Origin of the sequence: Sinisalibacter aestuarii (assembly GCF_027923545.1) — a bacterium.
GTDB classification, from domain to species: Bacteria; Pseudomonadota; Alphaproteobacteria; order Rhodobacterales; family Rhodobacteraceae; genus Sinisalibacter; species Sinisalibacter aestuarii.
The window spans coordinates 119,974-133,815 of record NZ_BROH01000011.1 but is presented as its reverse complement, the minus strand read 5'-3'; the positions used below and the strand labels follow the sequence as shown (position 1 = coordinate 133,815).

Annotated in this window: 14 protein-coding genes; 11 read left to right on the top strand and 3 right to left on the bottom strand. The window is 66.3% G+C overall.

The window, feature by feature from the left end:
- Nucleotides 1-383 precede the first annotated feature (383 nt).
- Both QMG28_RS16535 and QMG28_RS16530 read right to left on the bottom strand, forming a co-directional pair.
- Nucleotides 384-1,268 carry an AraC family transcriptional regulator gene (locus QMG28_RS16535; RefSeq protein WP_281843427.1) on the bottom strand — a complete coding sequence of 295 codons (885 nt, stop codon included), beginning with the start codon at nt 1,266-1,268 and terminating at the stop codon, nt 384-386.
- 287 nt (nt 1,269-1,555) lie between these two features.
- A complete protein-coding gene (locus QMG28_RS16530; RefSeq protein WP_281843426.1) occupies nt 1,556-2,335 on the bottom strand; it encodes an IclR family transcriptional regulator in 780 nt (259 codons plus the stop codon).
- Nucleotides 2,336-2,414: 79 nt separating this feature from the next.
- Here QMG28_RS16530 and QMG28_RS16525 point away from each other — a divergent pair, with 79 nt between their 5' ends.
- Entirely contained in the window at nt 2,415-3,362 is a 948-nt protein-coding gene (locus QMG28_RS16525) for a cupin domain-containing protein (RefSeq protein ID WP_281843425.1), read from the top strand.
- Between the two features lie 135 nt (nt 3,363-3,497).
- Here the strand turns inward: QMG28_RS16525 and QMG28_RS16520 are convergent, their stop codons facing one another.
- Nucleotides 3,498-4,652 (bottom strand): FAD-dependent monooxygenase, encoded by a 1,155-nt coding sequence (locus QMG28_RS16520; protein ID WP_281843424.1) that lies wholly within the window; start codon nt 4,650-4,652, stop codon nt 3,498-3,500.
- Nucleotides 4,653-4,880: 228 nt separating this feature from the next.
- On the opposite strand from QMG28_RS16520, the gene QMG28_RS16515 reads away from it, so the two are divergent.
- The 10 genes from QMG28_RS16515 to QMG28_RS16470 all read left to right on the top strand — a co-directional run bounded on the left by QMG28_RS16515 (nt 4,881) and on the right by QMG28_RS16470 (nt 13,841).
- Nucleotides 4,881-5,183 (top strand): recombinase-like helix-turn-helix domain-containing protein, encoded by a 303-nt coding sequence (locus QMG28_RS16515; protein ID WP_281843423.1) that lies wholly within the window; start codon nt 4,881-4,883, stop codon nt 5,181-5,183.
- Nucleotides 5,158-5,943: an ABC transporter ATP-binding protein gene (locus tag QMG28_RS16510; RefSeq protein WP_281843422.1), complete on the top strand. Its 786-nt coding sequence runs from the start codon at nt 5,158-5,160 to the stop codon at nt 5,941-5,943. Before QMG28_RS16515 ends, QMG28_RS16510 begins: the two co-directional genes overlap by 26 nt.
- A gap of 17 nt (nt 5,944-5,960) precedes the next feature.
- The gene (locus QMG28_RS16505; RefSeq protein ID WP_281843421.1) at nt 5,961-6,935 is read left to right on the top strand and encodes an ABC transporter substrate-binding protein; all 975 of its coding nucleotides are present in this window, start codon (nt 5,961-5,963) and stop codon (nt 6,933-6,935) included.
- An 80-nt stretch (nt 6,936-7,015) separates the two neighbouring features.
- Nucleotides 7,016-7,783: an ABC transporter permease gene (locus QMG28_RS16500; protein WP_281843420.1), complete on the top strand. Its 768-nt coding sequence runs from the start codon at nt 7,016-7,018 to the stop codon at nt 7,781-7,783.
- A gap of 29 nt (nt 7,784-7,812) precedes the next feature.
- Nucleotides 7,813-8,859, top strand: coding sequence for a Rieske 2Fe-2S domain-containing protein (locus QMG28_RS16495; protein WP_281843419.1), 1,047 nt, complete (start codon nt 7,813-7,815; stop codon nt 8,857-8,859).
- Nucleotides 8,859-9,599, top strand: coding sequence for an SDR family oxidoreductase (locus QMG28_RS16490; protein ID WP_281843429.1), 741 nt, complete (start codon nt 8,859-8,861; stop codon nt 9,597-9,599). Before QMG28_RS16495 ends, QMG28_RS16490 begins: the two co-directional genes overlap by 1 nt.
- Nucleotides 9,596-10,408, top strand: a complete 813-nt coding sequence (locus tag QMG28_RS16485; RefSeq protein ID WP_281843418.1) for an alpha/beta fold hydrolase — start codon at nt 9,596-9,598, stop codon at nt 10,406-10,408. Before QMG28_RS16490 ends, QMG28_RS16485 begins: the two co-directional genes overlap by 4 nt.
- Nucleotides 10,409-10,436: 28 nt before the next feature.
- Nucleotides 10,437-11,366, top strand: coding sequence for a VOC family protein (locus tag QMG28_RS16480; protein WP_281843417.1), 930 nt, complete (start codon nt 10,437-10,439; stop codon nt 11,364-11,366).
- Entirely contained in the window at nt 11,366-12,154 is a 789-nt protein-coding gene (locus QMG28_RS16475; RefSeq protein ID WP_281843416.1) for an SDR family oxidoreductase, read from the top strand. The genes QMG28_RS16480 and QMG28_RS16475 overlap by 1 nt, the downstream gene beginning before the upstream one ends.
- A gap of 10 nt (nt 12,155-12,164) precedes the next feature.
- Nucleotides 12,165-13,841, top strand: a complete 1,677-nt coding sequence (locus QMG28_RS16470) for a thiamine pyrophosphate-binding protein (protein WP_281843415.1) — start codon at nt 12,165-12,167, stop codon at nt 13,839-13,841.
- Nucleotide 13,842: the final 1 nt, after the last annotated feature.

The window sequence follows — 13,842 nt, the reverse complement described above, 5'->3', positions numbered from 1 at the left end:
TCGCAGGCTTCGACCGTGACCGGATATCGCGCATCGTAGCCGCCTGCGTGCAACTGGTCGAAATCGGCGTTGGGCTGGCCGGCCACCATTGCGGCAACAACGGCGAAGATCTGTTCTGGGGTCACGATAAGCTCCGTATCGGTGATTCCATGCTAGCTACGAAATCAGACCACGGATATCCGGGGCGCGAACCGACATTGTCCGATACGCGAATCCTCCGATTCGCAAGTCCGGCGCGGCACGTCGTGCAGCCGGTCCGGTTGTGCGACTATGCTTCGTTTGCGGCACCGGGAAGATCAGGTGTTTCGGCGGCGGGGCGGCCCGGAATTCGGGAACAGCATCCGGCCCGAGCGATCGGGCTGTCAGAAACCGTGAAGCCCGCGCTAATGCGCCCTGGAGCGCATCAGGGTCTCTGACGGCACTTCACCGAAGCGCCGTCTGTATTCTTTGGCAAACCGCCCCATATGTGAAATCCCGCACTCGCCCGCGACTTCGGTGACATTCAGGGCAGGATGGTTCAGCAGCATCTGCCGCGCTGCATCCAGCCGAACGCCGCAAAGATACTCGCGCGGTGTGGTGGCGAGGCATTGTTTGAACGACAACTGAAGCTGCCTCACCCCGACGCCCGTCGCCTGTGCTATGTCGGTCACCGTCAGGGGATCGGCGTAGAACTCATGGATGTAATCCTGAGCGCGCCGGGCGACCGAGGCCGCCGCGGTGGTTATCCCGTTTCTCAGTTCCAGCGCGCCGATCGCGATCAGAAGATTCACGAAGGTTTCGAGCAGCAACGCTTCCATGAGAAGCCCCGACCGGCCATTGCCGAAGCTGTCGATATGGTCGACGGCATGGGTGGTCAGCGAAATGAGTTCGCCGTCAACGCCATGCGGGCCGGAATTCCTTATCGCCGTGGTTCTGATCGCCCCGGTTCGCCTCAGCCGGCCTTGCCGAATGTAGGCATCGAGAAGATCCAGCGTCAGCGTTGTCGCAAACCCGCGCACAACCTGCTTGCCCGGCCTGACCTTCAGTTCAACACCGCAATCGCCCACGATAAGGGCATCGGTCGACGTGATCTCGACGCAATCATCCGCGATGTCGGCGCCGACATCGCCAAATGTCGCCTTCTCGTATCGAATGACGCCGCTTTCGGGAAGTTTCAGAAGGCAGTTCGACGCGACGATCTTGCTGGCCGAAATATTCCCGCTCCCGACCGGCCCGCCATCGACGCCGAAGTAGCCGTCTTCCCGATCAGACAGGCGCAGGCTTTCCATGCCTCGGGTTATATCGCCATACAGATCCACCAGGCCGGAGCTGAGCATATCGGCTTCGAAATTGCGGCTGCGAATTTCTATCATCGTTTGGATTCTCGGCTGCTGCGGGTCAGCTACTCAAATACCGGGAACAACCTGAAACATCGTGTGGTGAAATCGGGGCACGGGACTCCACGCCAGGGTGGATCGGAAGATTATAGCGAAATTGTGGCTTCGCGGATAGCGCGAAAGCCATATTGCACATCCGCAGGTTGTCTTAGGCAACGATGGCCCGCCGGCGGGCCCGGCTAAGCGCTGCCCAGCAGGTAAGAGATGCGCCGGGCCGATTCACGCACCGCATCGCGCACGCTGTCGGGCACGTCGGACGCGCCGCCGCTGGCGAGCGTGGCGTTGATCGCGGCGATGACATTGCCCGACATATCGGTGATCGGCGCGGCGGCGGAGGCAACGCCGGCCTCGAAGCTGCCGATCTGCACCACGGTATGGCTTTCGCGGTCGCGGTGGCATTGCGCCAGGATGTCGGGCAGGGCCAGCACCGCGCCACCCGCTACCGCCGGGGGCGCATCGCGGTAGAGCGCGACGATGGTTGCATCGTCCAGCGCGGCCAGCAGCACCCGGCCCATCGTGGTGCCGACGGCGGGCAGGCGGCTGCCCACATGCACGATGCTGCCCATGCCGAGGCGGCTGGGCGCGCGCAGCATGTAGAGCACCCGCGCGCCGTCGCGCAGGCCCAGATGGGCCGACCAGTCGGTTTCGTCGCGCAGCCGTTCCAGCTCGGGCATGGCGATTTCCACCAGCTCGCGGTTGGCCATGTAGCCGTAGCCGAGCCGCATCACGGCGGGGCCGAGGCTGTAGGTCTTGTTGCGCTCGTCGTGCAGCAGATAGCCCATATGGGCGAGGGTGTAGACGGTGCGGAAGGTGGCCGAGCGGCTCTGGCCGATGGCGCGGGCCACGTCGCTCAGGCTCATCTCGCGCCGCTCCGGGGTAAAGGCGCCCAGCACCTGCATCCCGCGCATCAGCCCGGGCACCAGGTAGCGGTCTTCTTCCGTGGCTTCTGTTTTGCTCATAAAACGCAGTATGGAATATGAAACACCGCTTGGCTACCCAGATTCATGATGAAACCGCGCGATACAGGAGAGGATTCGCATGAATACACAGGCCGGAATGCCCACACCGCTCGCTGCCGAGCTCAAGGCCCATACCGGGCGCTTCACCGACAAGACCTTCGACTGGAAGGCTTTCCCGTCGAATGTCGGCTATGACGAGCTGGCCCGGGCGCAGATGCGCTATATCGGCGCCGGCGGCTCGCCCAAGGTGGGCGACACCACCACGCTGAAACCCGATCACTTCACCCTGTCGCTGATCTACAAGGAGCCGGGCCGCTACGCCGCCTGCCACAGCCATGAGATCGAGGAGAGCTTCCTGATCATCAACGGCGCGCTCGTGGTCGGCTGGGAGCGCGACGGCGAGGTGGTCGAGGTCAATCTCGGCCCGAAAGACATGATCCTGAACGCCCGCGAAGTCGGCCACGGCTTCCGCGTCGACGGGGTCGAGCCGGTGCTGATGTCGATCTCGGTCGATGTCGGCAAGCCGCTGCCGCCGGTCTACCACTATCACCCGAAGGACCATCCGCCCGAACTGGCCCGCAGCTTCGGCGCCGCGCCGGGCAAGACCATGCCGTTCGACCCGCAGGGCGAGCATCCGCTGCAAAAGCTGATGGGCCAATACGTGGTGCGCCACTCGGAGGTGCCGACGATCTGGGAAGAGGCGGGCTTTACCCGCAAGGTCTATGTCGGCCCCGGCGGGATCGACAACGACACCTGCCGCAAGGAAATGTGGGGCATCCCCAGCCGCGCCGGGGTGAAAGCCTTCACCCGCGAGGTCGAAGACGCCTATCTCGTGCTCGAAGGCTCGCTGACCGTGGGCTGGGAAGAGAACGGCGAGCAGGTCGAGGTGGAACTCGGCCCCCGCGATCTGGTGAAAACCCCCGCCGGCAAGGCGCACTGGTTCCGCAACAACGGCGCGGGTCATGCCACGGTCTGGGCCGTGATCGGCACCGCCACCGACGATGGCGTGACTTACCAAGCCGCCTGATCTACCACTCACGGGCAGGCACCGGCCGCTCCGCTCAGGCGGGGCGGCCTTTTCTTTTGGCCTGGCGGCGGCGGGGCAAAGAAAAAGGGCGCAGCACCGTGGCGCTGCGCCCTGTGGCGGGAGGAAAGCGGCGTCTCAGGCCGTGGGCGCCGGTTCGCCGAGCGGGGTTTCCCAGGCGTTGTAGCCATAGACCCAGTCGGCATTGCCGCCCTGTTTCAGCCAGTCATTGGCCAGCGAGCCGCGCTGCACTGCCGCCGTGCGGTCGCGGCGGCTGTCTTCGTAGAGGCGGAGCGCCGAGGGCACGTCGTCGCTGCGCTCGTCGAGGGCGCGGGCGAGCAGAACGGCATCCTCGATCGCCATGCAGGCACCCTGCGCCATGAACGGCACCATCGGGTGCGCGCCATCGCCAAGGATGGTGACCCGGCCTGCCGACCAGCGCGCCATCGGCTCGCGCACATGCAGCGCCGAGCGTGTCACCTCGGTGACGGCATCGAGCAGCGCGCGGGCATCGGGGTGGAAATCGGCATAGGCGGCGCGCAGCTCGGCGATGTCGCCGGGCAGGGTCCAGCCTTCCTCTTCCCAGTTGGATTCGGGCGTGGTGGCGAAGATGAAGATCTCTTCGCCCCGGGTGAGCGGGAAGGTGACGATCTGGCGTTCGGCTTCCGGCCCCCACCATTTGGTGAAGCTGTCGAGGTTGTCGAGCCCCTCGACGGCGCTGCGCGGCACCACCGCGCGCCACGAGACGAGGCCGGTGAAGCGCGGCGCATCGGGGCCGAACATCTGGGTGCGCAGTACCGAATGGATGCCATCGGCGCCGATCACCACATCCGCCGGGTCGCTCTTGCTGCCGTCCGCGAAGGTGAGGCGCACCTTGCTGCCGTCTTCCACGAACCCGGTCACGCCGGTGGCGAAGCGAATCGTTCCCGGCTCCAGCGCCTGTTCCACCGCGCCCAACATGTCGGCGCGGTGGATGGTGAGCTGCGGCGCGCCGTATTTTTCTTCCGCCGCCGTGCTCATCGGCAGCCGCGAGGTCTCGCGCCCGTCATCCCACATCCGGCTGATTCGGTAGTCGGGGCGGGCGGCTGTCTTGCGCAGCTCCGCCCCGACGCCGCGACCGAGACCGTCCAGCGCGTGCACCGCGTTGGGGGTCAGGTTCACGTCTGCGCCGACGCGGCCATAGGCTTGAGCCTGCTCAAAAATTTCCACCGTATGCCCGCGCGCCTGGAGCGCGATGGCTGTGGTCATTCCGCCGACGCCACCGCCGGCAATCGCGATTTTCAGCTTCGCCATGTCGTGAGTGTCCTTCTGTGCCCTGTTGATACTGGTTCATTTATGAACAAAATTTTCACATATGAATAATGCCGAAAAGCAGGGCAGGTCGTCAAGATAAAGGGCGCAACCGTATTGAAGACAGGCAAATGCGCAGAAATCTCTTGACTTCAAGGCCGATTGCCCGAAAATCGTATTTGAACACAGTGCACAATAATGAACACATCACTCAAACAGGGAGTGCCGACAATGGACGCATTCAAGGACAGACTCTCGGAGCGGGCACGTGACACGGGCCGCCCTGCGCTGGCGCATCAGAGCCGTGGGCGCGCGCTGACCGCCGAGGAAACCGCGCTCGCATCGGCGTTGATGGATATCTATGGCGCCGGCACGCATGACTTTGCCGCGGTGGCCGCCGAGCTTGCCAGGCGGGGCGTTGTCGCGCCGATCGCCGGCGGCTCCGACTGGAGCGAGGAGAGCCTCGGCAAAGAGCTTGCCGCGATCAACGCCGAGCTCGACGCCGCCTATGCGGAGCACGGTTATGGCGCTTGAGTTTCGCGGCGTCTCGAAGAGCTTCGACACCCGTGACGGCGGCTCGCTGCTGGCGGTGAACGACGTGAGCTTCCGCGTCGAGGAAGGCGAATTCGTCTCCGTCGTCGGCCCCTCGGGCTGTGGCAAGTCCACCATCCTGTCGATGACGGCGGGCCTCTACCAGCCCAGCGAGGGCGAGGTTCTGGTGAGCAATCAGCCGGTGACGGGGCCGAATGCCCATGTCGGCTTCATGCTGCAGAAAGACCTGCTGCTGCCCTGGCGCAGCATCGTCCACAATATCGAATTCGGGCTCGAATCGCGCGGCGTTGGCCGTCAGGAGCGCCGGGCGCGGGCGATGAAAGAACTGGCGCATTGCCACCTCGCCGGGTTCGAGGACCATTTTCCCTACCAGCTTTCCGGTGGCATGCGGCAGCGCGCGGCATTGGCGCGCACGCTGGCCATCGACCCCGAGATCATCCTGCTCGACGAGCCCTTCTCGGCGCTCGACGCCCAGACCAAGCTGCTGCTGCAGAACTCCTTCGCCGGCACGATCAAGGACGCGGGCAAGACCACGCTTCTGATCACCCACGATCTCGCGGAAGCGGTGCTGATGTCGGACCGCATCCTGGTGCTGAGTGAACGCCCCGGCACGATCATCGCCGAAATCAAGGTAGACCTGCCGCATCGCGATCAGCCGATAAAACGCCGGCAGATGCCGGAAGTGGCGGACTATGCCACGCAGCTCTTCAAACATCTCAAACTCGAAGAAAAAGCAGCCTGAACAGGGAGACCAGACATATGAAACGACTGCTTCTGAAAACGGTGGCGGCCGCGGTGATCGCGGTATCGGCCACGGCGGCCATGGCCCAGGAAAAGGTGACCTACCTGTTCCCCGCGCCCGACTTCCTGCCCGCCTTCGCGCCGTTCCAGCTTGCGCTCGGCAAGGGCTACTTTGCCGATGCCAACCTCGATGTGACCTTCCAGGTCGGCAAGGGCGGCGCCGATGTGGCCACGCAGGTGGCGCTCGGCAATGCCGATCTTGGCGGCGGCATCGGCGATACGCCGATCATCGTGCGCGCCAACGGCCTGCCGATCCGCGGCGTGGCCCTGCTCGGCGGCCGCGGCCTGACCCAGCTTGCCTGGCGCACCGACAGCGGCATCACCGGCCCGGAAGACTTCGCCGGCAAGTCCATCGGCGTTCTCGCCTTCCAGGACACCACCTATTACAACCTGCTCGGCGTGCTCGCCTCGGTGGGGCTCTCCGCTGACGATGTCGATATCCAGGCCGTGGGGTCGGGCGGGATCATCCAGCTTTCCATCGCCGGCAATCTCGACGGTTTGTCGGGTGTGCCGGAATGGATCGCCGCGATCGAGGGCGCCGGCGTCGAAATGGACCAGATGCCGGTCGACACTGTCTTCCCGGCCATGGCTCAGGCGATCTTTGCCTCGGATGAAACCATCGCCGAGCGTCCCGAGATCGTTGAGGGCTTCGTGGGCGCCGTGCTTCAGGGCATTCGCGATATCGTTGCCGATCCGGCGCAGGCGGCCAAGGATTATGTGGGCTTCGTGCCGCAGCACGCGGGCACCGAAGACCAGATCGAGGCGATCATGCGCTCCTACGCGGCGCTGATCTATCCCGAGGGCGAGAACCAGCCGCTCGGCGCCTTCGATCCCGAGCGCATCGCGGCGGTGCAGGCGTTCTACGTCGAAAGCGGCATCGTCCAGACCGCCGTGCCGGTCGACGAGCTCTACACCAACGACTTCATCAAATGACCGACGCAACGCATCCTTCGTCCGGGGCCATAAAGGCCCCGGCGACCCCCGGCAAACGCCCCGCAACGAGGAGCCGTTCCATGGTTCGCACTCATGCCACCAAGTTCACGAGCGCTGGCATCCTCGCCCTGGTGTTGCTCGCCTGGCAATATCTGCCCACGGCGCTCGACGTGCCGCGCTTCATCATCCCGACGCTGTCGGATTCGATGATCGAGCTTAAGCGCATGTGGATGCAGGAGAGCCTGCTCGGCCATATCCTTTCCACCGCGCTCTATACCATCCTCGGCTTCGTCATCGGCAGCCTGCTCGGCGCCGTCATGGGCTACCTGCTGGGGATGTCGCAATTCTGGGAGAAAGTCCTTTCCCCCTACATTCTCGCGCTCCAGATCGCGCCCAAGGTCGCCTTCGCGCCGCTGTTCATCATGTGGTTCGGCTACAATTCGATGCCGAAGCTGCTGGTCACCGTGCTGATCGTCTTCTTCCCGGTGCTGGTGAATGTGCTGCAGGCGATGCGCACCGTCGACCGCGACCTGGTGAACCTCGCCCGCGCCTATAACCTGACCCGCCTCGGCATCTTCTGGAAGGTCGAGATGCCCTCGACCCTGCCCAACCTGATGGCGGGCCTGCGTATCGCCTCGACGCTGGCCGTGATCGGCGTGACCGTGGGCGAACTCGTCGGCGGCAATACCGGGCTGGGCTACCTGATTTCCTACGGCGGCGGCCAGGCCAATGCCGCGATGGTGTTCAACGCCATCATCCTGCTCACCGTGATCGGTTTCGTTCTCTACGTCGTGCTGGAACGGATCGAAGAGCGGGTGCTGCACTACCTTCCCAAAGCGCAACACTGAGCGCGGCGGACTGACAGGGAGATAAGAAAATGACCGCAATCGACAAGAAATCGCTGATCGAAAAACGGGTGAACGAGGGCCTGCGCGGCCAGTGGTATCCGGTGGCCAAATCGGTCGAGATCAAGACCTCGCGGCCCTACGGCACCCGGCTTCTGGGCGAAAAGATCGTGCTGTGGCGCGACGGCTCGGGCAAGATCCGCTGCCTTGAGGATTTCTGCCCCCATCGTGGCGCGCCGCTGAGCTATGGCGAGGTTCATGGCGGCAACATCGCCTGCCGGTATCACGGCGTGGTCGTCAATGGCGACGGCGTGGTCGAGCAGGTGCCCGCGATGCCCGATTGCGCGCTGGAAGGGCGCAAGGCGCTGACCTCCTACGAGGTGACCGAGCGCAATGACGCGGTGTTCGTCTATGTCCCCTCGCTCGACAAGCCGGACGCGCCGGAACTCGTCATGCCGAAGGAACTGGTGAGCGACAGCTGGACCGGCTTCCTCTGCACCTCGGTGTGGGAAACCAACTACCGCTACGCGCTCGACAACCTCGCCGACCCGATGCACGGCTGCTATCTGCATGCCGAAAGCTTCACGCTGGCCTATGGCTCGAAGCAGGATCTGATGAAGCTCGACAAGACCGAGCATGGCTTCCGCGTCGAGCGCGTCGGCCAGGTGGGTGAAAACTTCGACTGGTCGGAATTCGAGGTTCATGCGGGCGACATGTTCTGCTTCCTCGATATTCCCTATCCGCCGGCGGCGGGGCCCGGCAGCTTCATGCGCATCGTGGGCTTTGTCCAGCCGGTCGACGAGCACACCACCAAGGTCTTCTTCTGGCGGCTGCGCGAGGTCGAGGGCATTGCGCGCGAAAGCTGGCGCTTCCTCTACCGCGCCCAGCTTGAAGAGAACCACTGGAACGTTCTGGAACAAGACCGGGTGATGCTCGAAGGCATGCCCGACGATGCCCGCCGGCGCGAAATGCTCTACCAGCACGATCTGGGCGTCAGCCGTCTGCGGCAGATGCTCACCCGCGCGGCAAAAGGCCAGATCGAGGCCGAGCTGAAAGCGGCCGAGGTGGCGGCGGAGTGATGCTGCTCGACGGCCGTCATATCCTGGTGACCGGCGCGGCGCGCGGGCTTGGGGCGGAGATCGCCCGGGGCCTCGCCGCCCAGGGCGCGCGGCTCATCCTTGCCGATATCGCCGAGGAAGAGGGCCGGGCGACCGCCGGGGCGCTGGGCGCGACCTTCGCGCGCGTCGATCTGGCCGATCCGGCGTCGGTCGAGGCGCTGGCGGCAGCGGTCGCCGCCGCGACCGGCGGCGCGCTGCACGGCCTTGTCAATAACGGCGCCATCGCCACCGGGATCGGCGGCATCGGCTTTGAAGACATCGAGATCGAGAGCTGGGACCGGGTGCAGCGCGTGAACGTGCGCGGCACCTGGCTGATGACCCGCGCCGCCGCGCCGCTCCTGCGCGCCTCCGGTTCCGGCCGGGTGGTCAACGTCGCCTCCGACACCGCGCTCTGGGGCGCGCCGAACCTGATGTCCTACGTCGCCTCGAAAGGCGCGGTGATCGCGATGACCCGTTCGCTGGCGCGCGAACTCGGGCCGGACCGGGTGGGCGTGACCGCCGTGGCGCCCGGTATCCTCACCACCGAGAGCACCGAATACGTGCCGCCGGCGCGGCATCGCTTCTATGAAGACGGCCGTGCCGTGCCGGGGGCGCAGGGGCCGGGCGAGATCACGGATGTGGTGGCCTTCCTGCTCAGCGAAGGCGCGCTCACCCTCACCGGGCAGCTTCTGCCGGTGAATAACGGCTTCGTGTTCACATGACCGGCTGGGTGCAGAATGCCGCCGCCGGGATCGAGTATCTCGAACGCCCCGGCACCGGGCCGCTGCTCGTGCTGCTGCACGGGATCGGTTCGCAGGCAGCCTCGTTCACGCCGCTCCTGCCGTATCTGGCCGCCGATGCGCGGGTGATCGCATGGAATGCGCCGGGCTATGCCGGTTCGGCTCCGTTCGACGACGATTGGCCGGAGGCGAGCGACTACGCCGCCGCTCTGCTGGGGCTTGTCGAGGCGCTGGATCTCGGCCCCTTCACCCTGGTCGGCCATTCGCTCGGCACGCTGATGGGCGCGGCCTTTGCCGCCCGCAACCGCGACCGGGTGGAGCGGCTCGTGCTGGCCTCGCCGGCGCTGGGCCATGGCGTGCCGCGCGGCGGTGGGCTCAGCGCGGCGGCGCAGGCGCGGATCGACGATCTGCAGGATCTGGGGCCGGTGGATTTTGCCGCGGCCCGCTCGGCGCGGCTGGTCCACGCCCCCGAAGCCCATGCGGATGTGGTGGCGCTGGTGCGCGAGGGCATGTCGAAAGTGTCGCTGCCGGGCTACGCGCAGGCGGCGCGGATGCTTGCCTCCGGGCGGTTGCTCGACGATGCCGAGCGTCTGGCGGTGCCGACCGATGTGATCGTCGGCGCCGAGGATGTGGTGACGCCGCCCGATGGCGCGCGCCGTGCGCTCGCTGCGGTGCCGGCACGCCATCGCGGCCAGTTGACCATTCTGCCCGATACCGGGCACGCGATCTATCAACAGGCGCCGGCGGGCTTTGCCGCCGCGCTCGAAACACAAACGGAAACGGCGGGATGACACCGCCGGCGGCATGGAGGATGAAGACGTGACCGAGATTACCCGGGTTGGCAGCCTGCGCGGCATCATGATGCGCGCGCCGGGCATGACCGAAACCTTGCCGTTCTACCTCGATATGTGGGGCCTCAGCCTTGCGCACCGGGCCGATGGCGAGGCGCTTCTGCGCGGCACCGGCAAGGAGCCCTTCCTCTACGGGCTGAAGGATGGCGCGACATACGGCATCGAATACGTGCATTTCGCCATGCCCGACCGCCCCTCGATGGACGCGCTGCACGCGCAGGTCGTCGCGCACGGGGCGGTGGCGCTGGGGGCGCCCGCCGAGTTCACCGACTGGGTGGGCGGCTACGGCTTCGAGATGCTCGACCCCGATAACCGCCGTCTGCGGTTCCGCACCGAGGCCCGGGTGCTCGACGAAGAGCCGGACTGGGCCAAGCCGCGCAAGGTGAGCCATGTGGTGCTCAACACCCCCGATATGGAGGGACTGCAGGTCTGGTATGAGACGGTGCTGGGGTTCCGCACCTCGGATTATTCCGCCGATCAGATGGTCTTCCTGCGCTGCAACACCGATCACCATTCGATCGCGCTGGTGCGGGCGCAATACCCGAGCGTCAACCACGTCGCCTTCGAGCTGCCGACGCTCAACGAGTTCATGCGCTCGATCGGGCGGATGAAGCAGAAGGGCCATGTGCCGAGCTGGGGGCCGGGCCGCCACGGGCCGGGCGACAACCCCTTTGCTTACTTCGTCTCGCCCTCCGGCTATGTGATCGAGTTCACCTCCGAATTGCAGCAGATCGACGACGCGACGCATGAAGCGAAGGTCTGGTCGCGCGACGATCCCGAAGCGATGGATCAGTGGATGACGGCCGGCCCGCCCACCCCGGCGCAGCGCGCGGTGATGCAGGGCCGTCCCGATCCGGGCTTTCCCGACCTGGCCAGCCGCGAGCGGGGAGCGGCCTGATGCATCTGGGCTATGACAACGCGGTCGCCGTCGTCACCGGCGGCTCGTCGGGGATCGGCCTTGCGACGGTTAAGGTGCTGCTTGGCGCCGGTGCGCGCGTGGCCCTTTGCGCCCGCAACGAAGGGCGGCTGGAACAGGTGGCCGAGGTGCTGCGGCGCGATTTCGGCGCCGAGCGCGTGCTGGCCCGCCCGTTCTCGGTGCTCGACAAGGCGGCGGTGCAGGGCTTCGCCGATGAGGTGCAGGCAAGCTGGGGCCGCTGCGATCTGCTCGTGAACAATGCCGGTGCCGGGCGGCAATCCACCTTCGCCGACACGGCGGACGAGGATTGGCGGGCGGAATACGAGCTGAAGCTGTTCAGCCAGATTTACCCGATCAACGCTTTCCTGCCGATGCTGCGCGAGGCGAAGGGCGCCATCGTGGCGGTGAATTCGCTGCTCGCCTACCAGCCCGAGCCGCACATGGTCTGCACCTCCTCGGCGCGGGCCGGGGTGCAGAACCTGCTGAAATCGCTCAGCGTCGAGTTTGCCCCCGATGTGCGCGTGAACTCGGTGCTGATGGGGCTGATCGAATCCGGCCAGTGGACCCGCCGCTTCGCCGCGCGCGAGGACCAGTCGGTCAGCCGCGCCGAATGGTATGGCGCGCTCGCCGAGCGCAAGGGCATTCCGCTCCGGCGCCTCGGCGACCCGGAGGAAGCGGCGAATGCCATCGCCTTCCTCGGTTCGCGCGCCGCCAGCTACATCACCGGCGCCCAGCTCGACGTATCGGGCGGGCTGAACCGGCATATTTAAGGAGATGGGGATGAAACACGAAACCATCGCGGATGCCGCGACCGTTGGCGATTACATCGCCCGTTATCTGGCCGAGATCGGCGTCACGACGATGTTCGGCGTGATCTCGATCCACAACATGCCGATCCTCGACGCCGTGGCGCGTCAGGGCCGCATCCGCTTCGTGCCCGCGCGCGGCGAGGCCGGGGCGATGAACATGGCCGATGCCTATGCCCGCGTTTCGGGGGGGCTGGGCGTGTGCATCACCTCCACCGGCACCGCGGCGGGCAATGCCGCCGGCGCGCAGGCCGAAGCGCTGACCGCGGGCAGCCGTGTGCTGCACATCACCTCCCAGGTCGATCTTGTCTATGCCGACCGCGACCGCGCCGCGATCCACGATGTGCCGCGCCAGCCCGAGATGCTGCGCGGTGTGTCCAAGGCCGTGTTCCGCATGTGGGATGCCAATGGCGCCGTGGGCACGCTGACCGCCGCCGTCTCGGCTGCGCTTTCCGCGCCCGCCGGTCCGGTGAGCCTTGAGATCCCGGTGGATGTGCAGCGCCATATCGCCGTGCCGCAGGGGGCCGTCTTCGCGCCCGAGCCGGTGCGCCCGCACGCGCCCGATATGGCCATCGACGCGCTGGCCGGGGCGATCAGGCGCGCGCGCCGTCCGATGCTGTGGCTTGGCGGCGGTGCGCGTGGGGCGACCAAGGAAGCGACCGAACTGATGAAGCGCGGCCTGGGTGTGGTGACCTCCACCAACGGGCGCGGCACCGTCTCGGAAGACGAGGCGGCCAATCTCGGCGCCTTCAACATGGGGCCGGAAGCGGTGGCGCTTTACGAAAGCTGCGATCTCATGCTGGTGGTGGGTTCGCGCCTGCGCGGCAACGAGACCCGCAACAACCTGCTGCCGCTGCCCCGCCCGCTGATGCAGATCGACGCCGATGCCGGGCAGGGCGGGCGCAACTACCCGGTGGATCTGTTCCTGCATGGCGATGCCGCCGACACGCTGGCGCGCCTGCTCGACAAACTGCCCGCCAGGCTCGACACCGACCCCGATTTCACCTTCGACATCGCCCGCGCGCGGGCCGGGGCCGAGGGGCGGATGCGCGCCCAGCTCGGGCCCTACAGCGTGGTGGCCGATGCGATCAGCGAGGCGGTCGCCGCCGGAGGCCATGCCTGGGTGCGCGATGTGACGATCTCCAATTCCACCTTCGGCAACCGCTATGTGCGGCTGGCGCGGCCGGAGCAGGGCGTTCACGCGCTGGGCGGCGGCATCGGGCAGGGCGTGTCGATGGGGATCGGCGCGGCGCTGGCCTGCACCGGCGCGCAGAAGGCCGTCACCCTCATCGGCGATGGCGGCACGATGCTGGGGCTGGCGGAGATGATCACCGCCGTCGATGAAGGCGCGCCGCTGGTCTATGTGCTGATGAACGACAAGGCCTACGGCGTGATCCAGAATATCCAGGACGCGCAATATGACAGCCGCCGCCACTACTCGGCCATTGCCGTGCCGGCGTTCGAAACCTTCTGCGCTTCCATCGGGATGCCGCATCGCAAGGTAGCGAATGTCGAAGCCTTCGCGGGCGAACTCGACGCGGCGCTTGCGGGCGATGGCCCGGTGCTGATCGAGGTGGATATGACGGTCATCGGCCCGTTCGGCGAAGCCTTTGCCGGCCCGCCCGCCGGCGCGGCCCAGAAAGAGGCGTGAG